The following is a 23861-nucleotide window of genomic DNA, read 5'->3' as shown; positions in this document are numbered from 1 at the left end:
GTCGCGTACCATCAGTCGTTTCCCGTCTGAACCTCGGCCTTTCGCCATCGTTCTGTCGTTCATGCGTGATCGAAGGGACGACATGATCGAACGAGCAAAGACTTGCGGAACGACCCTCGCCCTGGCGGCGGGCGCCCTGTTGCTGACAAGCGCGGCCTCTGCCCAGCAAAGCTCAGGCTCAGGCTCGGGCTCGGCGACGACCCGGTCGTTGAACACCGCTCCGGCCCAGTCGACCCTGACGCCTCGCGCCAACGCCCAGCCTCCGCTGAGCGCCGTGGAGCGTCCTCAGACGACGCGCGCGCAGCCAGCCCGACCGCAGACGACGCGCCCTCAGACCTCGGCCGCCGATCGCACTCTCGAAGATCTGCTGGGTGACACCAGCGAGGACGCAGTAGAGACCGCCGAGCAGCCTGCCGGCGTCACCTTGGCTCCCGGCGAGACCGAGCCCGCCCCGATCCCGATGACGCTCGGCTACTACGTCCGGGGCGACAAGGACTGCGATCAGGTCTGGCCCGGCGAAGGCGATCTGGCCTTCCTGACGCCGACATCCTTCACCATCGACTTCGGCGGCTGCGACCCCGGCCAGTTCCTCCAGACCGGCCCCAACAGCTGGGGCGAGGAACAGCGCTGCAAGACCGAGCGCGGCGGCGACGCGGGCGCCTACAACGTCACCTACGACGTGCTCGGCACGGATCAGATCAAGCGTCAGGCCCGGCTCGGCGACGATGTCGATACGGCCGAGGACGACCTCTGGAACTTCTGCCGCCTCGAGGACGTCCCCGAAAACGCCCGCTTCGGCACGTCGGACGCTAGCTGATCGCGGGCACCGGCGCCGTCGCTGGCCGGATTTCGAACATCGGCAGGAAGAATTGCAGCAGTGGCCCGTTCGACAGGGCGTAGGCCACTGTGCCCACCCCGATCGTCCCGCCCAGCATCCATCCGAACGCCAAGACCAGCCCCTCGATCGCCATCCGCACCCAGCGGACCTCCCAGCCGGTCAGGCGCACGCCGCCGGTCGTCAGCCCGTCCCGCGGTCCCGGCCCCAGTCCTGCGCCGATATAGGCTCCCGTCGCCGCGCCGTTCAGCAGGATGGCCGCGACCAGGAACCCGATCTGCAGCGGCAGTCCATGGATCCCCGGCAGGAAATGCAGGCTGACATCCGCCGCCGTACCGATGACCAGCACGTTGCAGATCGTCCCCACGCCGGGCTTCTGGCGGATCGGGATCCACAGCAACAGCACCAGCGCCCCGACGATATTGACGATCAGCCCGAGGCTGAGCCCCGTCATCTCCGACAGACCCTGATGGAAGACGCTCCACGGATTCAGGCCGAGGTCGGCGCGGACCATGAGGGCCAGCGACATGCCATACAGAAGCAGGCCGATCTGGAGCTGGATGAAGCGACGGATGAACATGACGCCACGCTAGATCGACCGGCCTTGCAATCCATAGCCACTTTGGCGACGGTGGCCTCATGTCCGGCCCCGTCAATCTCAACAGCCTGTCCCGTCACCTCGGCGACTGGCGCGCGTCCGGTGCCGAGGACGTCGCCTATCGCAGCCTCGCCGACGCGCTAAAAGGGCTGGTGCTGGACGGCCGTCTGCCGCTCGACTCCCGCCTGCCCGGAGAACGCCGTGTGGCAGAAGCCTTGGGCGTCAGCCGCATCACTGTGAGCGCGGCCATGGACCGTCTCCGCGCCGACGGCTTCCTGACCAGCCGCGTCGGCGCAGGCACATACACAGCCCTGCCCTTCCGCCGGGCCGAGCGTCTCGAAGGCCTGTTCCACGTCGCGCCGGGACCGGAGGTCGTCAACATGGCGACGGCGGTCCTTCCGGCTGGCGCCCACGTCCATGCCGCCTATGCCCGCGCGCTGGAATCTCTGCCGCCGCATCTGCCCGGTCACGGCTACGATCCCGTCGGTCTCCTGCCGCTGCGCCGCGCGGTCGCCGACACCTATGGTCAGGCAGGTCTGCCGACCACGCCGGACCAGATCGTGGTCACCTCCGGAGCTCAGAACGGGCTGGCCATCCTGTTGCGCGCCTTCGGACGGCCGAGAGACGCGGTGGTGATCGACCACCCCACCTATCCACATGCCATTGAGGCGATCGTTCGGGCGGGCATGCGGCCGATACCTGTGGCCCTGACCTCGGTGGGCTGGGACATCGACGGCCTGGTCTCGACGATCGAGCGGGTCCGCCCCCGGCTGGTCTATCTGCTGGGCGCCCACCAGAATCCGACCGGCCATGTGATGACGGCGGAAGACGAAGCCGTCGTGGCCGCCGCCGTCGCCCGCGTCGGCGCCCTGATGGTGATGGACGACACCCAGAGGGAACTGTGGTTCGAGAAGGCTCCGCCTGCGCCCGCCGCCCCCGGTCCGCATGTCGTCCGGGTGGGATCGATGAGCAAGACCTGGTGGGGCGGGCTCCGCATCGGCTGGATTCGCGCCAGCCCGGAGGTCGCCGACGCCGCCGTTCGTGCGCGTGCTTCGCTCGATCTCGGCGCGGCGGTGATCGAACAACTGGCCGCCGCCCACCTGTTGGCCGGGGACCAGACACCCGTCGTGGAGCGACGCGGGATGCTGTGGGCGCGCGAGACGGCGCTGCATGCGCGTCTGTCGGAGGTGTTGCCGGAATGGAAGACGACCCGCCCGACCGGCGGACTGTCGCTATGGGTCGCCCTGCCTCGCCCCTCGGTCGCGGCCCTGGTGGTCGAGGCCCAGAAACTGAAACTGATCATCGCGCCAGGCACGCGCTTCGGCATCGAAGGAGCGTTCGAGCGCTTCGTCCGCCTGCCCTACTGTCTGCCCGAGCCGGAGCTGAAGAACGCCGTCGATACCCTGGCCGAGGCCTGGGCCCGGATCGGCGACCGCCCGGCCCGGCGCGCGCGTGCGCCGGAGCCGGACGTCTTCTGAAGCTTACGCCTCGGCCGTTTCGAGGAACGGATAGTCAGTGTAGCCCTTGGCGCCGCCGCCGTAGAAGGTGGCCTTGTCAGGAGCGTTCAGCGGAGCATTCTTCTGCCAGCGCTCGACCAGATCCGGGTTGGACAGCACAGGAACGCCCGAGCTGATCAGATCGGCGCGGCCTTCGGCGATAGCCTTCTCGGCCGTTTCGCGGGTCAGGCCCCCGTTCAGCATCACAGGCCCGCCAAAGGCGTCGCGGATCTGCGCGGCCAGCTGCGGAGCCCCATCCTTGATGGACATCGGCGTATCGGGCTCGCCCTCGATCAGGTGCAGATAGGCGAGGCCGAAGGGCTTCAGGGCCGCTGCGGCGTAGAGGAAGATCGAGGCGGGATCGCTATCCAGCGTCCCGTTGGCGCCGTTCGACGGCGACAGGCGAATGCCCGTCCGGTCCGCACCTATGGCGGCGACCACGGCGGTCGTGACCTCCAGCATGAGGCGCGCGCGGTTCTCGACGGAGCCGCCATAGCGGTCGTCGCGCTGGTTCGAACCGTCCTTAAGGAATTGGTCGATCAGATAGCCGTTGGCGGCATGTATCTCGACGCCGTCGAAGCCCGCCTTGATCGCGTTCTCGGCGGCATGGACGTAGTCGCCGACGATGGCCTCGATCTGCTCAAGCGTCAGGGCGCGCGGCGTCTCGAAATCGACCATGCTGAAGTCGGGCTTCATCGCCTGGCCGGCGCTGGGCGGGATGGCCGACGGCGCGAAACCCGGCAGGCCGTCAGGCTGATAGGCGGAGATAGAGACCCGGCCGACATGCCAAAGTTGAGCGACGATCTTGCCGCCCTTTGCGTGCACGGCCTCGGTGATCGGCTTCCAGCCGGCGACCTGGGCGTCGGTGAAGATGCCGGGCGTGTTGGGATAGCCCTGCCCGGAACGGCTGATCTGGGTGGCCTCGGAGATGATCAGGCCGGTCGAAGCGCGCTGGGCGTAGTACTCGACCGCCAAGGGATTGGGGACCTCACCCTCGACGGCGCGGCTACGCGTCAGGGGGGCCATGACGATCCGGTTTTTGAGAGGGATCGCGCCGAGGTCGATGGGGTCGAAGAGGGTCGTCATATGAAACACCTGGTGTTGCGGTGCACACGAGGTAGGCGCCCGACTCCCGCGGCGCAACCGTTGTGGAACCGGGTCGCGGCGTCGGGTTTGCTAGACAAGGGGGCGAAGGCTTGAGACGGTCCCGATGCGGGACGCGCGGAGATTTGTAACGTGGCTATGTTTGAGTTCGGCAAGGATCTGAGACGACTGTTCGTTCAGGCGCGCGACAGCGACGACCTGGGTTGGCTGGAACTCATCGGCGTCAACCTGCTGGCGCGCGAAGCCAAGTCGCTGACCACCGACGGTGGCCGTGTTTCCTGCTCCCAGCCTTCCCAGACCTGGCGCCGCGCCTCGATCCTGTGGCGAGAGCATGCGCGACGCAGTGGCAATCCCGACAGCCTCGCCAAGGCCCTGACCACTGCCGACGACGCCCTCAAGGCTGCGAAGTCCGACGACGACCGCGCCCGGGCCCTTCTGGCCGCCGCCCAGGCCTATGTCACGAAGTTCGATCTCTTCGGCGATCGTGAGGCGGTCGCCCTGGCCGCCGAACTTGCGCGTGAGGTCAACGCCAAACGCCTGCCTACCCTCGCCTCATGCGCCGGCGTCCATGCCCGCATCCGCGCCCGCCAGGCCCGGATCAGCGAACGCGCTCAGGATCGCCAGGACGCCGCCGCCCTGATGGACGCGGCTCTGCACGCCTTGACCAAGCACAATCCGATCGAGGCCGACGACCTGCGCCTGGACAGCGCCGCGCTCGCACTCGAAGGCGGCATCATCCAGCGCGATCACCGATTGTTGGACCAGGCCGGTCGCGACCTGACCGCTCTGGTCGAGGCCTCGTCTCCCGACCAACGGCCCCTGACCCGCGCCCGCGCCTTGGCCCTGTGTGCCGCCGGCCTGTCCGCTCTGGCCGCCATGGCCGATGACGAGGCGGCCATGAAGACGGGCCACGACATGTTCGACGCCGCCGCCGACCAGTTCTTCGTCGACCATAGCCCGCTGGACTGGGTCGCCATCCAGATCGCCCGCTCGATCGACCCGGCCGCCCCCGTGGAACCCATCCGCCAGTCGGTCGCCCTGACCACCGGGCAAGGCACGATTCTGGGCGCACTGGCTCTGGACCTTCTGGTCACGCGAGAGATTGAGACGGCTGCGACCGCCGGCGACCTCACCGAGTTGACGACGATCGAGACCCGTGTCCGTCGCCGTCTGGCCGAACGCCGAGGCGCCCCATCCGTCATCGACTGGGCCGTCGACCAGATCGCCATGGCCCGCCTGATGATTGCCCGCAGCCAACTCATGGGCTCCGACCCCGATCAGGCCGCCTTCGTCCTGGCCGAGGCCGCCGAAGCCGCCCGCGACCACGGCGTCCCGGTGCTGGCCGACCGCGCACAGGGGCTGATGATGGGTCTGCCGGTCCGGGCTTGAAGCCCTACCCGCCCATGGCCACGAACGCCCCGTTCAGGAACCCGGGCTTGCCATAGGCGAGCGGCTGTCCGTCTGGCCCCAGCACACGTCCGCCGGCGGCTTCCAGCACGGCCTGCCCCGCCGCCGTATCCCACTCCATCGTGGGTCCGGTGCGCGGATAGGCGTCGAACCGCCCCTCGGCGATCAGGCAGAATTTCAGCGACGAATCCGTCCCTTGCCACCGGGTGCAGCCATGGCGAGCGGCGAGGCGAACGGCCTCGTCGTCCGTGACGCTGTGGCTCAACAGGGCGAACCCCTCGTCGGGCCGATTGCGAACCTTGATCGACCGCCAGACGTGGCCATAGCGGCGCATCTGCGCCCCGCCACCCGGCGCGGTTCGCCAAGTCAGAGACGTGGCCGGCGCCGAGACCACGCCGACCGTCGGGCGATCGCCCTCGACCAGGGCGATGTTGACGGTGAAGCTCTCCTTGCCCTGAACGAAGCCCTTGGTGCCGTCGAGCGGGTCGATCAGCCAGAACCGCTCGGCCGCGCTCTCCGGCTTGCCGTCGGCCTCCGACTGCTCCTCGGCCACGGCCTGGATCTCGGGATAGAGAGCGGCCAGGCGCGACAGGATCAAGGCCTCGGCCTCACGATCCGCCATCGTCACCGGGCTGTCGTCGGCCTTGGAGAAGACCTCCCCCCCGGCCCGCCAGTACGGCATGATGACGGCGGCGGCTTCCTCGGCGATCTCGGCGAGATGGTCGTGCAAGCCGCCGGAGGCGAGGTCGGAAGAAAGGGCATCACTCATTCGGCGGGGGATAGACCATCGCGAGCGGTTTCGCGAACCGGCAAATCGCGCGAGTGTGCCGGCCATATCCGAAGCCCTTCGCGAGCCGCACACCGCATGACCGACGCCGCCTTCTCCGCCCCGTCTGATCTGCCCGTCGACGGCCAGGAACTTGCCAGCCTGATCGCCGCGAAACTCTGCCACGACTTCATCAGTCCCTCGGGCGCGATCATGTCGGGTCTCGACCTGCTGGACGACCCGACGGCCCAGGACATGCGCGACGACGCCCTTAGCCTGATCAAGGACAGCGCGAAGAAGATGGTCGCCCTGGTCCAGTTCTGTCGCGTCGCCTTCGGTGCGGCCACGACGGCCGAGCGGTTCACCGCCGCCGAACTGACCGCCCTGATCGACGGCGTGACCTCGGGAGGCCGCGCCACCCTGGCTTGGGACCTCGACGCCGGCGATTTCGGCAAGCCACAAGCCCGCGCCCTGGTCAATCTGGCCTATCTGACCGTCGCCGCCCTGCCGATGGGTGGCGCCGCCACGGTCGGCGCGCGCCGGGACGGTGCCCAGATCGTCATCAAAGGTCTCGCCGAGGGTGCCCGAGCGCGGCTCAAGCCCGAGGCGGCGACCGGCCTCCAAGGCCACCGCCTGACCGAAGGGCTCGCAGGCCAGTGGATCCAGCCCTACTGGCTGTGGCTCACCGCCGACCAGCACGGCGGAACCCTGGCCGTCGAAGCTGTGGAAGGCCGGGTGTCGATGACAGTACGGATGCCGTCTTAATCCCGAATCCCAACGCCTCGTTAACCGCCCGGAAGCGATATTGGCGGTTGAAGCGACGGGTGATTCCGACCGCTGGGAGAATATCGCGTTGGATATCCGCACCTGCCTGATCGTCGACGACAGCCGGATCATCCGGAAGGTCGCACGCCGCATCGTGGAAGGTCTCGGGTTCGAGGTCGACGAGGCAGCCGACGGCGTTGAGGCCCTCTCCTACTGCGCCGGCATGATGCCCGATGTCGTCCTGCTGGACTGGAACATGCCGGTCATGGACGGCCTGACCTTTTTGCGCCGCCTGCGCGCCACCCCGAACGGCGACAAGCCCAAGGTCCTCTTCTGCACCATCGAAACGGCTCCGGAACGGATCGCCGAGGCCCTGTCCGCCGGGGCCGACGACTATGTCATGAAGCCGTTCGACTCGGAGATCCTCCAGTCCAAATTCTCTGAAGTCGGAGCGGTCTGAAACCCAGCCATGACCCGCGCCGTAGCTGTCACATGACCCAGGACGATTTCGAACGCCTGCAGGCCCTGATGGTCTCGCGCGCCGGTTTCAGGCTGGCGCGCGATCGCATTCATTTGGCCGAGCACCGCCTGGCGCCCGTCGCCCGCCGCGAGGGCTTCGACAGCGTCGACGACATGCTGGCCAGCCTCTGGGCCAAGCCGGTCGCGAGCCTGGGCTGGGCGGTGATCGAGGCCCTGCTCAACCCGGAGACCTGGTTCCGTCGAGACCGAGCGCTCTTCGACACCTTCGCCCGCGAGTTGCTGCCCGCCATCGGACGCGCCCGTCCGGAGGGGCTTATCAAGGTCTGGTCGGCCGGCTGCTCTCACGGTCAGGAGCCCTACTCCCTGGCCATGGCCGCCATGGACGCCGGCGCCAATGTGGAGATCGTCGCCACCGATCTGTCTCAGCGCGCGGTCGAACGCGGCAAGACCGGCGCCTATACCGCCTTCGAGATCCAGCGGGGACTCTCCGCCCAGACCATGCTGCAATGGTTCGACCGGGCCGACGATGCCTGGATCACCAAGCCCCGCTTGCGCGACGCCGTCCGGTTCGCGCGTCACAACCTGCTGGACGCCCCCGCCGACGCCGCGCAGTTCGACGTCATCCTGTGCCGCAATGTCCTGTCCGAAATGGACGCCGCCAAGCGCGGCCAGGTCGTCGACGGTCTGGAGCGGCGACTGGTCGACGACGGGGTCCTGATCCTGGGCGCAGACGAGCGGATCGACGGCGACACCGTGGCCTTCCGCCCCGTCGGCGGTCGAAGGGGCGTCTTCGTCAAGGCCCCCTCGGCCCTCAGCCGCGCGGCCTGATCCCGGTCGACACGGCCCCGCGCGTCCCCCTATGGTCGGCGGGACGTCGGAGGGGATATCGATGCGGTGGGCTCTGTTTCTGGGATCATTGGCCGTCGCGCTACTGATCGGCGTGTGGGCGCTTCAGGTCCCTGCCCCGCGCGGCCCCGAAACCCCGGCCGTCGATTTCTCAGCCGCCCGCGCCATGACCGATGTTCGGGCCATTGGCGCGCGGCCCCACCCGGTCGGATCGGCCGACCACGCGCGTGTACAGCAGCATCTGTTCGGCCGGATGGCTCAGCTCGGCCTCGATCCCGCGCTTCAGCCCGGCGCGATGTCGCCCGAGGCGATCGAACGCCTGACCCGCTGGGGCGGGGATCCGGCAGCTGCGGGCAATCAGGCCGTCAACATCGTCGGCGTCCTTCCGGGCCGCGACACCACGGCCCCCGCCGTTCTGATGATGGCTCACTACGACAGCGCCTGGGATTCTCCGGGCGCGGCCGATGACGGCGCCGGCGTCGCCGCCATCCTGGAAGCCGTCCGCGCCATCAAGGCGCGCGGCCCAGCCGACCGCAGCCTCGTCGTCCTGCTGACGGACGCTGAGGAGCTGAATCTCGACGGTGCCCGAATCTTCTTCTCCGAACATCCCCTGCGCGATCGGATCGGCGCAGTGGTCAATCTGGAGGCGCGCGGCGGCGGCGGTCGCGCCTTCATGTTCGAGACCGGCCGCGGCAATGCCGAGACCGTCCGCCTCTACGGTCAGGCCGCCCGACGCGCCGACGGCGGGGTGGCGTCCAGCTCGCTCGCGGTCTTCGTCTACGAGAACATGCCGAACGGCACCGACTTCACCATCTCCAAGAACCGGGGTGTGGGCGGGATGAATTTCGCCTTCATCGGCCGCCCGTCCCAGTACCATTCCTCGACATCCACGCCCGACAATCTCGACCAGGGCGCGGTCCAGCATCTGGGGTCCCAGGCGCTTGAGGTCACTGACGCACTGCTGCGCGCGCCCGCCCTGCCGGCCGCGAGCCGCAATGTCGCCTATGGTGATTATCTCGGCCTGTTCACCATCGTCCATTCGCTGGATCTGGGATGGAGCCTCCTGGCCGTCACCGCCGTCCTCGGCGCCTTCGCCGCCTGGGGCGCGCATCATGCGACCCGCCTGACCGCCGCCGACGTCGGACGCGGCATGCTGTCGGGCGTCTGGGTTCTCGGCATGGGGATGGTCGTCGCCCACGGCGTCCGCGTCCTCGCCGGGCCTCTGACCGCAAGGGCCGAGTCCGCCGACGTCTACTACACCCTGCTGCGTCGCCTCCCCTGGATGGAGGCCGGCACGGGCCTGGCCATGTCCGCAGTCGCCCTCGCCCTCCTCGCCGGCCGCGACGCTTTGGGACCCCGGCTGCTTTCCGGCGTCGTCATCGTCGCCGTCATCACCAGCGTGATCCTCGGCGGCTTCGATCCCATCGTCCTCGGCGCCGGCGTCGTCGCCATCGCCCTTTCACTGTGGTCTCACAGTGCGCCCCGCACGGTGTGGGGTGGCTGGCTCGGCCTCATCGCCCTGACCTTCGTTCTCGGATGCGCCGCCCAGACCGCCGCCCCCGAGGCCTCCCCTCTCCTGGTCTGGCCTGGCCTTCTGGCGGCCGTCACGGCTGCGGTCTCGGCTCTTATCGGCGCGCGTCTCGAAAGCCCTCGCTCCCTGATCCCGGCGGTCGTCGCCACGATCCTGGGCGGGGCATGGATCCTCAGCCTGTCGCATCAGGTCTTCCTCGGTGTCGGCATGGACCTGCCCGGCGCGCTTGCCCTGATGACGGTGCTGATCCTTCTGTTCCTCGCGCCGCTCGCTCCGAAGGCCAGAAGTACGCTCGCGGCCGCGGCCGCAGCCTGCCTTATCCTCGCCTGCGGCCTCTCTCTCACCGCCCGCTACGCAGAACCCGCGCCCGCGCCTTCGGCGACCGGCCCGACGTAAACATGCGCTAACCCTGCCGTTTAAGCCGACGGCAAAGCGAGGCCGCTATCAGGATCGACATGAACCTGATCCACGCTCTCCAGGACAACACCGATCCGAACTCCCTGGTGTCGCGGTTCCGCCGCGCCCGCGCCAGGCGGATCGTCGACATGATCACCCGTATCCACGCAGAAAAGGGATCGGTGAACATCATCGATCTGGGCGGCGAGGCGAATTACTGGACCCTGTTCGACGCCGGGTTCCTGCAGGATTCCAAGGTCCGCATCACGCTGGTCAATCCGGGCGGTATCGACGAGGTGGCGGATCCTCGTCGGTTCACTGTCGTCGATGGCGATGCCTGTTCCCTGCCTCAGTACGCTGACCACAGCTTCGACATGGTCCATTCCAACTCGGTCATCGAGCACGTCGGCGACTGGACCCGCGTGGAGGCCTTCGCCGCCGAATGCCGCCGCCTGGCCCCGCGCTACTATGTCCAGACGCCCTATTTCTGGTTCCCGGTCGAGCCGCATTTCTCGGCCCCCTTCTTCCACTGGCGCTCGGAACAAAGCCGCGCGAAGTCCCTCTTGAAGCGCCGCCACGGCTTTTCGCAGAAGGCGCCGGACATGGGCGCGGCCATGCGCGACGTCCAGCACGCCCGCCTCCTCGACAAGGCCCAGTTCCGCTTCCTCTATCCGGACGCGGCCCACCACAACGAGGTGGTCGCCGGCCTGACCAAGTCCCTGATCGCCGTCCGCGATCCGGCCGTTCACTGACGTGACCTGACGGCGACGCAGCAAGCGTTGCCGTCACTGCCGACCCCCGGCTACATCCCGCCTTTCAGAGGGGTCGCCAAGTCCATGTCGCTAAAGGCGCACGCACGCCGTTTCACGCTCGTGATGCTCGCGGCCCTGACGCTCGTCGCCTGCGAGGACACACTTGCCACGGCCGAATCCGCCGCCCGCGCTTCGGGCGAGGATCGCGGCGACTTCGTCGTCCGCCCGGCGGTCCTCGAAGACGATGAATACGCAGAACTCGCCGCGCAACTCGCCGAGGAGCGCTGGCTGGAGGACGTTGCCGACGTTCTGAACCAGAGCCTGAACATGCCCGTCGACGTCGGCATGCGTTTCGCTCAGTGCGGCGAAAACAACGCCTACTACATACCCGATGACCGCGAGATTCAGATCTGCATCGAGATGTTCGAAGGCGAGCGCGAGAGTTTCGCCGCCTACTACGAGACCGATGGCGAGATCGAGGACGCCGTCAACGGCTCCTTCCTGTTCACGGTCTTCCACGAGGTGGGCCACGCCCTGATCGATGTGCTCGAGATTCCCTTCACCGGCCGCGAGGAAGACGCCGCCGACAGTCTGGCCGCCTGGTGGCTGATCGACGGCGACGACGGCGAGGAATCCGCCATCTCCGGCGCCCTCAGCTTCTACACCGACCCCTCGGAGGCGGCCGAGATTGCCGAGAGCGACTTCGAGGACGAACACTCGCTGAGCCAGCAGCGCTACTACACCCTGACCTGCCTGGTTTACGGCTCCGACACCCAGCAGTACGCCAACCTCCTCGAGGAGGAATGGCTGACCGAGGCCCGCGCCGAACAGTGCCCGGCCGAGTTCGAGCGCCTGACCTCGACCTGGTACACCCTGCTGGACGCGCATCTGAAAGAATAGGCGATGGCGAAACCGCTATAGGTGTTTGGACAAGACGACGGGAAGCGGCGATGCATGAAGAAGACAAGGAGCGAGCCGTTCGGCCTGAACGCGTCGATCTCGACATCATTTTGCGTCGAATGAAGCCGGAGACCTTTCCCGATGTTATCGACTTCGGCCCGCCGGTCGGCCGCGAGGTTCAGCAGGACACGCGCGATGACGTCCCTTGAACGGCGTCACGCTTGATCCCGAAGATGATTGAAGTTCGTCGCTCGATTACCTTGGTTCAGCGCCGCCAAGAACAGGCCGAGGTCTGCGGTTAGCAATGTGGTGTGGGCGTCCATTGCGCCGAGGGAAGCGACATCCGCCAACCCAAGGCGGGCGAACCGATCATCTGCGACCACGCTTCTGCTCTCGACATATTCCTCGGCCGCATCGCTCATGAGCGTCTGCATTATGACCGAGAACGCATCGCGTGAACTCTTGTCGCCGCTTCGCATGAGATTGGACGCCTCCGTAAGCACATTGGGCGTCACTACAATCTGCTCGTAATCGCTGAGCACATCGATCAGCAAATCCCAATCCTCGGCGCGATAGGCCGAAAGCCGCTTATGCTTTTCGATCCTCTCGCGACCGACGTTCCCGACGATAAGCAAGACGATCAGATTGGCGTCGAGCAAAACTTTGCGCACGTCGTCAGACGTTCCTGTTCCTGATCGCGACGAGTTTTCCATCGTTCTTAGCTAAAGAAACAATCTTATAGGTTCGACGGAAGGCTGGCCTAGCTGTTCCCATCGCCTCCGCGATTGCACCAATATTTGGACGATCCCACGGACGCGAGAACCCGATGGTTACGTCCCAAGTGTCGCTGTCCTCATCAAACTCCAGCTCTTCCAAGCCGATGTTTGTGGCACCCTCCGGCTCGAACAGCTGCGCGACTGTTTGCTTAGCGGTCTGGATCGCTTCTCGAACTTCCATCGGTCACCTCTTATGGTCGAAGCTGAAGCTAAGGTGTCCAATGCGTACCGCCAAGAGACGCGACACGTCAAAATCGGTCGCACTCCCGCAAAGGCTGTGAAAAGAACATATTGGCAACTGGAACAAACCGTGTACTGTCTGGTCTCACAGGGAGCGGGTCACGGTCACAGGACCGAAGGCGGGCCTCTCCCCAGGGTTTCAACGGGAATCATGGCAAAGGAGAGTGGCAAGGTGGCAGCTCAGGCGAATCTGAAATTGGTTGGCAAGGACGACGGCGACAAACAGCGCGCGCTGGAGGCGGCGATCGCACAGATCGACCGCGCCTTCGGCAAGGGCTCGGTGATGAAACTGGGCAAGGGCGGGGTCGCCGATGTGATCCCCTCGGTGTCCACCGGCTCGCTGGGTCTGGACATGGCGCTCGGCATCGGCGGCTTGCCGCGCGGACGAGTGATCGAGGTCTTCGGCCCTGAATCCTCGGGCAAGACGACGCTTGCCCTACACACTGTGGCCGAGATCCAGAAAGCCGGCGGTGTCGCCGCCTTCGTCGACGCCGAACACGCGCTCGATCCCGGCTACGCTCAGAAGCTGGGCGTCAACCTCGACGACCTGCTGGTGTCGCAGCCCGATACGGGCGAACAGGCGCTGGAGATCGTAGACACCCTGGTGCGCTCGGGCGCCGTGGACATCGTGGTGGTCGACTCGGTCGCCGCCCTGACGCCGCGCGCCGAAATCGAGGGCGAGATGGGCGACAGCCTGCCCGGCCTTCAGGCGCGCCTGATGTCTCAGGCCCTGCGCAAGCTGACCGCCTCGATCAACAAGTCGCAGTGCATCGTCCTGTTCATCAATCAGATCCGTCACAAGATCGGCGTCATGTACGGCTCGCCGGAAACGACGACGGGCGGCAATGCGCTGAAGTTCTACGCCTCGGTCCGCCTCGACATCCGCCGCACGGGCGCGATCAAGGATCGCGACGAGGTCGTCGGCAACACGACCCGCGTCAAGGTGGTCAAGAACAAGGTCGCTCCGCCGTTCCGTGAGGTCATCTTCGACATCATGTACGGCGAAGGCATCTCCAAGCTGGGCGAGATCATCGATCTGGGCGTCAAGGCCGGGATCATCGAGAAGTCGGGCAGTTGGTTCTCCTACGACTCGACCCGTATCGGTCAGGGCCGCGAGAACGTCCGCAACTTCCTCAAGGCCAACCCCGACATGGCCGACGCGATCGAAAAAGCCGTCCGCGCCTCGACCAACAAGATCGCCGATGAGCTTCTGGGCACGCCCGAACCCGACGAAGGTCAGGACCTCGAAGGCTGATCCGAACGCTTCGGACGCTTCGGACGCTTCGGACGGTGTTTTTCCGTCCGACTATCGAACACTCCCCCTGGCTGGTCCCGCGACCCGCCGCCGACCCCCGCGGGGCTCGGGCCGGGGGGAGCCGCCCGCCCGGCTCGTCCGGGCGGGCTCTTCTTATTGAGGAAAGGCCGCCCTCAACCCGTCCGCCGCAGCGCCCGCTGCAGCCGCGGCCGGACCTTGAGGAAACCGAGATAAAGCCGCTCCATCACCGCCAAAACCCACCGGTTCCGGGCCAACCGCCCGAACGGCGACAACAAGGGGATGGCGCGCCACATGGCCGCGAAGGCCTCCGCCCCGGAGACCATTCGCCCGTCCTCCCGTGCATGGAACCGGCTCAACAGCTCTGCCCGATTGATGGGACAGCTCCCCTGCCCCGTCGCCACATCGGTGAAGACGATCGCGCCATGGCGATCCAGCCGCCGCATCAGGGCGATCTCGCGCCGACACAACGGGCAGTCACCATCGAACCAGACTTCCACCTCGGCCATATCCCACCCTAGGCCTGCGCAGCCCGCCTTGCCCCGCGTCACGCCGACGCGCAAAAGCACGAACCATTTCCCTGATCGGCGGTTCATGCCCCGAGGAGAACCGCCCATGGCTGACACCATCCCCGCCCTGACCCAGTTCAACCTGGCCGAAAGCGACGAAGGCTATCTGCTGGAGGTCGGTGGTTCGGACGGCTCGGTCGTGCGCGTGGCCGCCACCGCCGAACAGATCGACGCCATAATCGAAGCCCTCGACGCCCTCCTCTCGGACGAAGACGACGCGGTCGAAGATCTTGGCGAAGAGGCCGACTGACCGCCTTTCCGGGTGGAAAACCTTGGCTGATGACCGCGCCAGTCTCTATATGCGCGGTTCCATATCCTGAGCCTGATCGGTCGAGGTGACGCCGCGTCGCGGCGAAACCGACATCGTGACCCGCTCCCGCACACAGACACGAACGACTGAATGCCCATGGCCAGCCTGAAACAGATCCGCTCGACCTTCCTCGACTACTTCGCGGCCGACGGTCACACCAAGGTCCATTCGGCTCCATTGGTGCCGCAAAACGATCCGACGCTGATGTTCGTCAACGCGGGCATGGTGCCGTTCAAGGACTATTTCACCGGCGCGGCCACGCCCCCCTACCCCCGCGCGACCAGCTCCCAGAAATGCGTGCGTGCCGGCGGCAAGCACAATGACCTCGACAATGTCGGCTACACAGCCCGCCACCTGACCTTCTTCGAGATGCTGGGGAATTTCTCCTTCGGCGACTATTTCAAGGAACACGCGATCGACCGCGCGTGGAACCTGGTCACCAAGGATTACGGCCTCGACCCGAAGCGCCTGCTCGTCACCGTCTACATCGACGACGATGAGGCCGCCGATATCTGGAAAAAGGTCACCGGCTTCGGCGACGACAAGATCATCCGCATCGCCGGCTCCGACAATTTCTGGGCTATGGGCGACAACGGCCCCTGCGGCCCCTGCACAGAGATATTCTGGGACTACGGCGACCATATCGCCGGCGGCCCTCCCGGCAGCGCGGATGAGGACGGCGACCGCTATGTGGAGATCTGGAACAACGTCTTCATGCAGTTTGAGAAGGAGAACGACGAGATCGTTCGCAAACTGCCCAAGCCCTCGGTCGACACCGGCATGGGCCTGGAGCGGATGACTTCGGTCCTGCAGGGCAAGAACTCGGTCTTCGACACCGACCTGTTCCAGACCCTGATCGCCGCGTCCGAAGACGCCACCTCGACGAAGTCCGACGGCGCCCAGGCCGCCAGCCACCGCGTCATCGCCGACCACCTGCGCTCGTCCTCCTTCCTGATCGCCGACGGCGTGACGCCCTCGAACGAAGGTCGCGGCTATGTGCTCCGCCGCATCATGCGTCGCGCCATGCGCCACGCCCACCTGCTGGGCGCCGCCGATCCCCTGATGCACCGTCTGGTCCCGACCCTGGTTGACCAGATGGGCGAAGCCTTCCCCGAACTGGCCCGCGCCCAGGCCTCCATCGAAGACACGATGAAGCAGGAGGAAATCCGCTTCCGCACCACCCTCGGGCGGGGCATGACCCTGCTGGACGAAGCCACCGCTGGCCTGTCGGAAGGCGGCGTCATCTCGGGCCAGACCGCCTTCACCCTGTCCGACACCTATGGCTTCCCGCTCGACCTGACCCAGGACGAGGCCCGTCGTCGCGGCCTGACCGTCGACAATGACGCCTATGAGGCCGCGATGGCTCAGCAGCGCGAACGCGGCAAGGCCAACTGGAAGGGCTCGGGTCAGACCGCCTCGGCCGGCGAGTGGCTGTCGCTGCGCGACCGTCTCGGGCCCACCGTCTTCACCGGCTACGACGCCATCGAAGGTTCGGGCGAGGTCCTGGCCATCGTGCGCGGCGGTGAGTCCATCGACGCCCTGGAGCCCGGCCAGACCGCCGAGGTCCTGTTCGACCAGACCCCCTTCTACGGCGAAGGCGGCGGTCAGACCGGCGATCGCGGCGAGGTCGAATGGACGGACGCGAGCGGCCAGCAGGGCTTCGGCGTCATTCTCGACGTCCAGAAACACGCCGGCGGCGACCTCTACGCCCACAAGATCGAAATCGAATCCGGCACGCTGACCATCGGTGCCCGCGCCCAGTTGCGCGCCGGGGCCGAACAGCGCCTGACCACCCGCGCCAACCACTCCGCCGCCCACCTGGTGCATGCGGCGCTGAAGAATGTGCTCGGTCCGCACGTGGCCCAGAAGGGTCAGCTGGTCGACGCCGAACGCATGCGGTTCGACTTCAGCCATAACGCCCCGGTGACAGAGGAGCAGCTGGCCGCCATCGAGACCGAGGTGAACGCGATCATCCGCCAGAACGTCCCGGTCACGACCCAGCTGATGACACCCCAGGACGCCATCGACGCCGGTGCCGTCGCCCTGTTCGGCGAGAAATACGGCGACGAGGTCCGCGTGGTCACCCTCGGCCGCGCCCTCACCGGCGACAACAACGGCCCCTATTCGGTCGAGCTGTGCGGCGGCACCCACGTCGCCCGCACCGGCGACATCGCCCTGTTCAAGATCACCGGCGAGACCGGCATCGCCTCCGGCATCCGCCGGGTTGAAGGCGTGACCGGCGAGGCCGCGCGCCAGCACCTGCTGGCCCAGGCCGGGGTCGCCAAGACCTTGGCCCAGTCCTTCAAGGTCCAGCCGCTGGACGTCCCCGCCCGCGTCGAGGCCCTCTCGGCCGAACGCAAGGCTCTGGAGAAACAGGTCGCCGACTTGAAGAAGCAGCTGGCCCTCGGCGGTGGCGGCGGTTCCGCCAATGCCGCCCCGGAAGAGATCAACGGCGTCAAGCTGATCGCCCGCATCCTCGACGGCGTCGACGGCAAGGGTCTGCGCGGCGTGGCCGAGGACTTCCGCAAACAGGTCGGCTCGGGCGTCGTCGCCCTGATCGGCCTGTCGGACGGCAAGGCGGCGGTCACTGTCGCCGCGACCAGCGACGTCACCGACCGTGTCAACTCGGCCGACCTCGCCCGCGCAGCCGTCATCGCCATGGGCGGCCAGGGCGCGGGCGGCAAGGCCGATTTCGCCCAGGGCGGTGCGCCGGACGGCTCCAAGGCCGAGGACGGCCTCGCGGCCGTTCGCGCAGCGCTGGCGGGTTAAGTCACCCGCCGGAAGACGATCCCGCGCGACCGGTCGACCGTGATCCTCAAGGCGACCGGTGCGCCGGTCGCATCGCGGTCGATCACGATCTCTCCTTGCGGAAAGGCCAAGGCCTCTCCGCGCGTCGCCGTGACGGCCTGGACCCTCGCATTGGGGAACTGGATAGTCAGCCCGCCGTGATCACCGGCGCGCAGAGCCGCCGTGGACAGGGCTTCATCGCTCCTCCAATCGCCGATCAGGCTGGAGACCGTCTCGTTGCTCAACGCCGGGGCTGTGGCGCGGTGATAGCGGATACGGCGCCCCTGGTTGTCGGTGCGCTCGAACCGGTCCGGCCCGTCGAAGATCAGCACGTCCTCGCCCAGGTTGAACCGCCCGCCTTCGCCCGCGATCACGGTGCGCCCGTCAGCGGTGCGCGCCACCCCGTCGGCCGCCGCGATGGCAAGCAACTCGCCCGTCTCGTCGCTGACGAAATCACCGGTCGGCGGCAGCACCACCGGCGGCAGCACCGGCGGCGCCAACTCCGGAGCAAAAGCCACCACGGTTCGCAGCGCCAAGGCGCCGGTGTTCGCATCGGCGGCGTTGCACAGCATGGCCAGCGACAGCTGCTGGTCCGGATAGACGCCCAGCCACGCCCGATAGCCGGCCGTCGACCCCGAGTGCGACACCTCCCGCCGCCCCGGCTCGCCCGAGACGAACAGGCCCGAGGCATAGGAAATGGTCGTCCCGTCGTTCAGCACGCCCTGCCGCAGCATTTCGGCCGTGAAGACCGGACCGAACCGTCCCTCGTCCAGTGCCCGCGTCCAGACCAGAAGGTCGCCGACCGTTGTCAGCAGACCGCCGTTGCCGTGGGCATCCTCCAGCGGCATGTCCGCCCGCCAGCGTCCGGACCCGTCGCGCCCATAGGCCGTCGCCCGGCCCGGCACCACGGCGGCGTAGTCGTAGCGCCACAGACTGTGGCTCATGCCCAGGGGCTCGAAGATCCGCGCCTGGGTGAAGGCCTGCAGGCTCTGCCCCGACACCCGCTCCAGCACGATGGTCAGCAGGTTGTAGTTGGAGTTGGAATAGATGAATTCGGCGCCGGGGACGTTGTTGAGCGCCCGTTGGCGGATGATGACGTCCAGCACCCGCGCATTGGTCATGTACCGCTGCCCACGCGGCCACCCCTCCAGCGCCACCATCGATCCCCAGTCTCGCAGCCCGCTTGTGTGGTTCAGCATCTGCCTCAGCGTGATGGGCGCACCATAGTCAGGTAGCTCCGGCACATAGCGATGCACGTCGTCGTCCAGCGACAGACGCCCGTCCAGCGCCAGCATTACGATGCCCGCCGCGACGAACTGCTTGGCCACCGACCCGGCCTCGGACACCATCTGGTCGGTCGCCCGGACGCCATGTTCCAGGTTGGCCATGCCATAGCCGCGGCTCAGCAAGGTCCGCCCGTCCCGCTCGACCGCGACGGCGCAGCCCGGCGTGTCGGCACCGCTCCAGCGCGCGAAAGCCGCATCAGTCTCCGCCGCCGGATCGCGCGCCTGCGCCGCTGCTTCCCCCGCGCCAAGCGCGAGGATCAGACCGACGACGGTCAAAGGAATGTGTCGCATGCTAAGTCCTCCACGCGGTCAGTTGCGACGTGCTTTGGGTCAGGGTCAAGCCTCCCCCATTGACCTCGCGCGCCTCTTCATTACCCATGCCGCCCTCAGTTCCAGGGGTCTCCATGAATCGCTTAGTCACCGCCGCTGTCGCGTGCCTGCTCCTCTCCAGCCCGGTTGCAGCAGCTGCCCAAACGCCGCGTGCAACCGCCACCACCACCGCCGAGAACCCCGCCCTCGCCTCCATCATTGCCGATTACGACGCCTGGCAACTGAGCCTCAGCCCGGAACAGGCCGCACGCGCCGGCGACCAGTCCGCCAAGTCCCGCCTATCGGACCCGTCGCGGGCCGCCGAGCTCGCCCGCCTCGAACCATTGAATGAATTCAAGCGCCGGCTCGCCGCCGTCGATGCTTCGCCCCTGTCGTCCAACGATGCCCTGAACCGCGACTTCCTGGCCATCATCGTCGATCGCTCGATCGAGTCTATCGGTCTGGACGGCGGCCGCCTCGCCTTCAACTCCGAAGGAGGGCCGGGCCAGAGCACGGGCTATCTGGCCGCCGGGACTCGCATCACCAACCGCGCGGACGCCGACGCTTGGCTGGCCCGTCTCGGGCTTCTGCACGCCTGGTATGACGAGGGCCTCGCCGACGCCCGACGCGGCCTTGAGACCGGCTTCGTCCAGCCGAAATCCGTAGTCGAAAGCGCCCTGGCTATCTTCCGCAACGAGGCGGCCTTCACACCCGAGACCGACCCGCTCCTGCGTCCCTTCGCCAACCTGCCCGCGACCATCCCGGCCGCCGATCAGAAGGCGCTGCGCGCCCGCGCCGCCGACATCGTCGCCGAAGAGATCGTGCCGCGCCGCCGCGCCTGGGTCGAATTCACCCAGAACGAATACCTGCCCGCCGCCCCCGCCGAGGTCGGCATCGGGTCACGTCCCGGCGGCCGCGAGTTCTACGCCTTCGAGGCGCGCCGCTACACCACCACCGACCTGACGCCCGAGCAGATCCACCAGATCGGCCTGGACGAGGTCGCCCGCATCCGCGCCCGCATGGACGCCGAAATGATCGCCTCCGGCTGGACCGGCGACTTCGCCGGCTTCCTGAACCACCTGCGCACCGATCCGCGCTTCTACGCCACCTCGCGCGAGGACATGCTGGAGAAGGCCTCGGAGATGGCCAAGCGCGCCGACGGCGGCCTGCCGGCCCTCTTCCGCACCCTGCCGCGCCTGACCTACAACGTCCGACCGGTTCCGCTGGACATCGAGGACAATTACACGACCGGTCGCTACAACGGCGGCTCGCTCGAGGAGGGTGTGCCCGGCGGCTATATCGTCAACACCGGCAAGCTGGAGCAGCGGCCGCTGTACGAACTGCCCGCCCTGACCCTGCACGAGGCCGTCCCCGGCCACCACATCCAGATCGCCCTGCAACAGGAGGCCGCCGCCGGCCCCGCCTTCCGCCGCAATGCCGGCGTCACCGCCTTCACCGAGGGCTGGGGCCTGTATTCGGAGTTCCTCGGCGAGGAGATGGGCTTCTACCGCACGCCGGAGGAGCGGTTCGGTCGTCTCAGCTACGAGATGTGGCGCGCCTGCCGTCTGGTTGCCGACCCCGGCATGCACTGGATGGGCTGGACCATCGAACAGGCCCGCGCCTGCTTCACCGACAACTCCGCCCTGTCGCCCCACAACATCGAGACCGAGCTGCAGCGCTACATCGGTTGGCCAGGTCAGGCCCTGGCCTACAAGATCGGCGAGATCCGACTGCGCGCCATCCGCACGCGAGCGGAACAGGCGCTGGGCGACCGGTTCAACGTCCGCGACTTCCACGACGCCTTGCTGGTCGACGGCCCGTTGCCACTGAATCTGCTCGATCGCCGCATGGACGCCTGGATCGCCGCGCAGCGTTAGGCAGTCGCCTTCTCCGGCAAGTCGATCCCCGACAGCTTCCAGCCGAACAAACCTTGCCGCTTGAGCAGCAGCTTCAGCGGCTGATCCGACTGATCCGGATCGGTCAGGGTGAGCACGAAGGTGTTCAGGTCGCGGTAGCCGTAGCTCTGGCGAATGTCCTGATCCTCGGCCTCCGGCTCGGGCGTCGTCGCCTGGGCGGGGTCGGTCGGGTCCGGCGTATCGGCCGTCCGCACCATGGCGGCGATGGTGGGCGCGGTCACCAGGGCGTCGACGGCGCCGGAGACCAGCATCGGGGCCAGCATCATGCCCAGACCACCCAGTCCGCTCGACCTCACGTCCGGATCGGCGTTGGCCTCGGCCATCAGCCGGGTCGTCAGTTCGTCCTTCAGGCTGTCGCGGAAGGCCGGGAAGTCGATGTTCCGCTCCAGCGCTGCATCGTCTCCCGCCTTTGCCGCCGCGACGATCGCATTCACCGTCAGGATCGGCGTAGCGAAATAGGCGACCAGGAAGGCGATGACGCCCAAAACCACGATGCCCTTGATGAGGCCCTTCATCGTTTCGTCTCCGGTGCGGTCGTGGTCGGCGGGGTGCGCGCCGAAACCTGAGGCGTCGATCCGTCAGGCAGGCCGATGTGAACAAGCTTCCACTCGAACGGGCCGCGCCGCTCGAAGGTGAAGACCGTGTCCGACCCGCCCTCGTCCGTCACCGCCATCCGCGCACGATTGATCCCCCAGTAGGCCGGCTTCGGCCAGGGCGCCGACGCCTTGTCCGTGCCCGGCGCGGCAGCCCGCACTGCGGCGTAGCGTCCCTCGGCCCGGGTCAGGCCGTCGATGGCGTCGGGCGTAAGATAGGCGTCCGGGTTCGGACCCTGAGGAGCCGCGACCTCCTCGAACTGGCGGCGGAAGGCGCCGATGGGATCGTTCATGAAGGAAGGGGGCGGTGTCATGGCTTCGGGCCGTCCCGACAACTGCGGCCGCAGCGACGCACGCACGGCGTCGAAATCCATCAGCCTCTGCAGCCCAGCGACGTCGTCCGACTGCGCCGCCGAGCGGATGCCGAAGAAGGCCACGGCCGGGGCCGCGAAGAAGCTGACCGCCGCAAGCGCGATGGCGACCAGGATCAGATTGCCGAATACCCGTTTCACGTGGCGGTCTCCCCTCCTCCAGCGGTGCGTCAACAATGCACGGCTTGAGGCTGGGCTCAAACGAAACCCCGCCGGAGAAGCTCCGGCGGGGTCGAAAGATTCTAACCGTGTTCGGCTTAACCGACGTTCGGCAGCGCCGTCTTAAGGTTGTCGGCGACCTTGTCGAGGAAGCCTTCGGTCGTCAGCCACGACTGCTGATCGCCGACCAGCAGGGCCAGGTCCTTGGTCATGAAGCCGGCCTCGACGGTGTCGACGACGACCTTCTCCAGGGTCTCGGCGAACTGGAGCAGCTCGGCGTTGTCGTCCAGCTTGGCGCGATGCTTGAAGCCCGCCGTCCAGGCGAAGATCGAGGCGATCGAGTTGGTCGAGGTGGCCTCGCCCTTCTGGTGCTGGCGATAGTGGCGGGTCACGGTGCCGTGGGCGGCCTCGGTTTCCATCACCTTGCCATCCGGCGTCATCAGCACCGAGGTCATCAGGCCCAGCGAGCCGAAGCCCTGCGCCACGATGTCGGACTGGACGTCGCCGTCGTAGTTCTTGCACGCCCAGACGAAGCCGCCCGACCACTTGATGGCCGCGGCCACCATGTCATCGATCAGACGGTGCTCGTACGTTAGGCCGGCGGCCTTGAACTTGTCGGCGTACTCGGCGTCGAAGATCTCCTGGAAGATGTCCTTGAAGCGACCGTCATAGGCTTTGAGGATGGTGTTCTTGGTCGACAGATAGACCGGGTAATTGCGCGCCAGGCCGTAGCTGAACGAGGCGTGGGCGAAGTCGCGGATCGAGTCGTCGAGGTTGTACATGCCCATGGCCACGCCGGCGCCGGGGGACTTGAACACTTCATGTTCGATGACCGCGCCGTCGTCGCCGACGAACTTGATCGACAGGGTGCCGGCGCCCGGCATCAGGAAGTCGGTGGCCTTGTACTGGTCGCCGAAGGCGTGACGGCCGACGACGATCGGCTGGGTCCAGCCCGGAACCAGACGCGGCACGTTCTGGCAAATGATCGGCTCGCGGAAGACCACGCCGCCCAGGATGTTGCGGATGGTGCCGTTCGGCGACTTCCACATCTTCTTCAGGCCGAATTCGGCGACGCGCGCCTCATCGGGGGTGATGGTGGCGCATTTGACGCCGACGCCGTGCTTCTGGATGGCGTGGGCGGCGTCGATCGTCACCTGGTCGTCGGTGGCGTCGCGGTGCTCCATGCCCAGGTCGTAGTAGTCCAGTTCGATATCGACGAACGGGAAGACCAGCTTGTCCTTGATCCACTGCCAGATGATGCGGGTCATTTCGTCGCCGTCGATGTCCACGATGGGATTGGCGACCTTGATCTTGGCCATGCGGCTTCGTCCTGTTTCTGCAAGTGCGGGAGGTGGCGGCGGTATAGCGAGCACAGGCGCGCGAGGCAAAGGGCGAG

General features: G+C 67.1%; 24 protein-coding genes. 14 read left to right on the top strand and 10 right to left on the bottom strand.

Features of this window, described 5'->3' with window-relative positions:
• The first annotated feature begins 82 nt into the window (after positions 1-82).
• Entirely contained in the window at positions 83-817 is a 735-nt protein-coding gene (locus ACW171_RS15505; protein ID WP_492094541.1) for a hypothetical protein, read from the top strand.
• Here ACW171_RS15505 and yczE read toward each other — a convergent pair.
• The gene (yczE, locus tag ACW171_RS15500) at positions 810-1415 is read right to left on the bottom strand and encodes a membrane protein YczE (protein WP_492094539.1); all 606 of its coding nucleotides are present in this window, start codon (positions 1413-1415) and stop codon (positions 810-812) included. The two genes, ACW171_RS15505 and yczE, sit on opposite strands and share 8 nt — an antisense overlap.
• A gap of 59 nt (positions 1416-1474) precedes the next feature.
• On the opposite strand from yczE, the gene yczR reads away from it, so the two are divergent.
• Positions 1475-2911, top strand: coding sequence for a MocR-like transcription factor YczR (yczR, locus tag ACW171_RS15495; RefSeq protein ID WP_492094537.1), 1437 nt, complete (start codon positions 1475-1477; stop codon positions 2909-2911).
• A 3-nt stretch (positions 2912-2914) separates the two neighbouring features.
• On the opposite strand, the gene ACW171_RS15490 is transcribed toward yczR, so the two are convergent.
• Complete coding sequence (locus ACW171_RS15490; protein ID WP_492094536.1) at positions 2915-4015, bottom strand: alkene reductase; 1101 nt, start codon at positions 4013-4015, stop codon at positions 2915-2917.
• Positions 4016-4171: 156 nt separating this feature from the next.
• Here ACW171_RS15490 and ACW171_RS15485 point away from each other — a divergent pair, with 156 nt between their 5' ends.
• Positions 4172-5422: a hypothetical protein gene (locus ACW171_RS15485; protein ID WP_492096650.1), complete on the top strand. Its 1251-nt coding sequence runs from the start codon at positions 4172-4174 to the stop codon at positions 5420-5422.
• Positions 5423-5426: 4 nt separating this feature from the next.
• Here ACW171_RS15485 and cysQ read toward each other — a convergent pair whose 3' ends face one another.
• Positions 5427-6209, bottom strand: coding sequence for a 3'(2'),5'-bisphosphate nucleotidase CysQ (cysQ, locus tag ACW171_RS15480; protein ID WP_492094534.1), 783 nt, complete (start codon positions 6207-6209; stop codon positions 5427-5429).
• A 96-nt stretch (positions 6210-6305) separates the two neighbouring features.
• Between cysQ and chpT the strand changes: the two genes are divergently transcribed.
• From chpT to ACW171_RS15445, 7 genes are all read left to right on the top strand, one after another.
• Positions 6306-6971, top strand: a complete 666-nt coding sequence (gene chpT / locus ACW171_RS15475) for a histidine phosphotransferase ChpT (protein ID WP_492094532.1) — start codon at positions 6306-6308, stop codon at positions 6969-6971.
• Between the two features lie 94 nt (positions 6972-7065).
• Entirely contained in the window at positions 7066-7431 is a 366-nt protein-coding gene (locus tag ACW171_RS15470) for a response regulator (protein ID WP_492096649.1), read from the top strand.
• Positions 7432-7463: 32 nt separating this feature from the next.
• Positions 7464-8279, top strand: coding sequence for a CheR family methyltransferase (locus tag ACW171_RS15465; protein ID WP_492094530.1), 816 nt, complete (start codon positions 7464-7466; stop codon positions 8277-8279).
• 61 nt (positions 8280-8340) lie between these two features.
• A complete protein-coding gene (locus tag ACW171_RS15460; RefSeq protein ID WP_492094528.1) occupies positions 8341-10224 on the top strand; it encodes a M20/M25/M40 family metallo-hydrolase in 1884 nt (627 codons plus the stop codon).
• Positions 10225-10283: 59 nt separating this feature from the next.
• The gene (locus ACW171_RS15455; protein WP_492094526.1) at positions 10284-10976 is read left to right on the top strand and encodes a methyltransferase domain-containing protein; all 693 of its coding nucleotides are present in this window, start codon (positions 10284-10286) and stop codon (positions 10974-10976) included.
• 27 nt (positions 10977-11003) lie between these two features.
• A complete protein-coding gene (locus ACW171_RS15450; protein ID WP_492094524.1) occupies positions 11004-11876 on the top strand; it encodes a DUF4344 domain-containing metallopeptidase in 873 nt (290 codons plus the stop codon).
• A 50-nt stretch (positions 11877-11926) separates the two neighbouring features.
• Entirely contained in the window at positions 11927-12085 is a 159-nt protein-coding gene (locus ACW171_RS15445) for a hypothetical protein (RefSeq protein ID WP_492094522.1), read from the top strand.
• 6 nt (positions 12086-12091) lie between these two features.
• Here ACW171_RS15445 and ACW171_RS15440 read toward each other — a convergent pair whose 3' ends face one another.
• Both ACW171_RS15440 and ACW171_RS15435 read right to left on the bottom strand, forming a co-directional pair.
• A complete protein-coding gene (locus ACW171_RS15440) occupies positions 12092-12547 on the bottom strand; it encodes a PIN domain-containing protein (protein WP_492094520.1) in 456 nt (151 codons plus the stop codon).
• A 4-nt stretch (positions 12548-12551) separates the two neighbouring features.
• Positions 12552-12833, bottom strand: coding sequence for a hypothetical protein (locus ACW171_RS15435; RefSeq protein ID WP_492094518.1), 282 nt, complete (start codon positions 12831-12833; stop codon positions 12552-12554).
• Positions 12834-13064: 231 nt separating this feature from the next.
• On the opposite strand from ACW171_RS15435, the gene recA reads away from it, so the two are divergent.
• Positions 13065-14147, top strand: coding sequence for a recombinase RecA (gene recA, locus ACW171_RS15430; RefSeq protein ID WP_492094516.1), 1083 nt, complete (start codon positions 13065-13067; stop codon positions 14145-14147).
• Between the two features lie 173 nt (positions 14148-14320).
• Here recA and ACW171_RS15425 read toward each other — a convergent pair whose 3' ends face one another.
• Positions 14321-14674: a thiol-disulfide oxidoreductase DCC family protein gene (locus tag ACW171_RS15425; RefSeq protein ID WP_492094514.1), complete on the bottom strand. Its 354-nt coding sequence runs from the start codon at positions 14672-14674 to the stop codon at positions 14321-14323.
• A gap of 106 nt (positions 14675-14780) precedes the next feature.
• On the opposite strand from ACW171_RS15425, the gene ACW171_RS15420 reads away from it, so the two are divergent.
• Positions 14781-14984: a hypothetical protein gene (locus ACW171_RS15420; protein ID WP_492094512.1), complete on the top strand. Its 204-nt coding sequence runs from the start codon at positions 14781-14783 to the stop codon at positions 14982-14984.
• Between the two features lie 156 nt (positions 14985-15140).
• Complete coding sequence (alaS, locus tag ACW171_RS15415; RefSeq protein ID WP_492096648.1) at positions 15141-17813, top strand: alanine--tRNA ligase; 2673 nt, start codon at positions 15141-15143, stop codon at positions 17811-17813.
• Here the strand turns inward: alaS and ACW171_RS15410 are convergent.
• Positions 17810-19408 (bottom strand): serine hydrolase domain-containing protein, encoded by a 1599-nt coding sequence (locus tag ACW171_RS15410; RefSeq protein WP_492094510.1) that lies wholly within the window; start codon positions 19406-19408, stop codon positions 17810-17812. The two genes, alaS and ACW171_RS15410, sit on opposite strands and share 4 nt — an antisense overlap.
• A 113-nt stretch (positions 19409-19521) precedes the next feature.
• On the opposite strand from ACW171_RS15410, the gene ACW171_RS15405 reads away from it, so the two are divergent.
• Entirely contained in the window at positions 19522-21303 is a 1782-nt protein-coding gene (locus ACW171_RS15405) for a DUF885 domain-containing protein (protein WP_492094508.1), read from the top strand.
• On the opposite strand, the gene ACW171_RS15400 is transcribed toward ACW171_RS15405, so the two are convergent.
• The 3 genes from ACW171_RS15400 to ACW171_RS15390 form a co-directional block, all read right to left on the bottom strand.
• A complete protein-coding gene (locus ACW171_RS15400) occupies positions 21300-21857 on the bottom strand; it encodes a DUF2939 domain-containing protein (protein ID WP_492094506.1) in 558 nt (185 codons plus the stop codon). The two genes, ACW171_RS15405 and ACW171_RS15400, sit on opposite strands and share 4 nt — an antisense overlap.
• Entirely contained in the window at positions 21854-22447 is a 594-nt protein-coding gene (locus ACW171_RS15395; protein ID WP_492094504.1) for a DUF2939 domain-containing protein, read from the bottom strand. Before ACW171_RS15395 ends, ACW171_RS15400 begins: the two co-directional genes overlap by 4 nt.
• A 116-nt stretch (positions 22448-22563) precedes the next feature.
• Positions 22564-23784 carry an NADP-dependent isocitrate dehydrogenase gene (locus ACW171_RS15390; RefSeq protein ID WP_492094502.1) on the bottom strand — a complete coding sequence of 407 codons (1221 nt, stop codon included), beginning with the start codon at positions 23782-23784 and terminating at the stop codon, positions 22564-22566.
• Between the last annotated feature and the right edge of the window lie 77 nt (positions 23785-23861).

This window comes from Brevundimonas sp. FV1ye28, assembly GCF_058681135.1.
The sequence above is the reverse complement of the archived record's forward strand: the minus strand, read 5'-3'. Positions and strand labels throughout refer to the sequence as shown.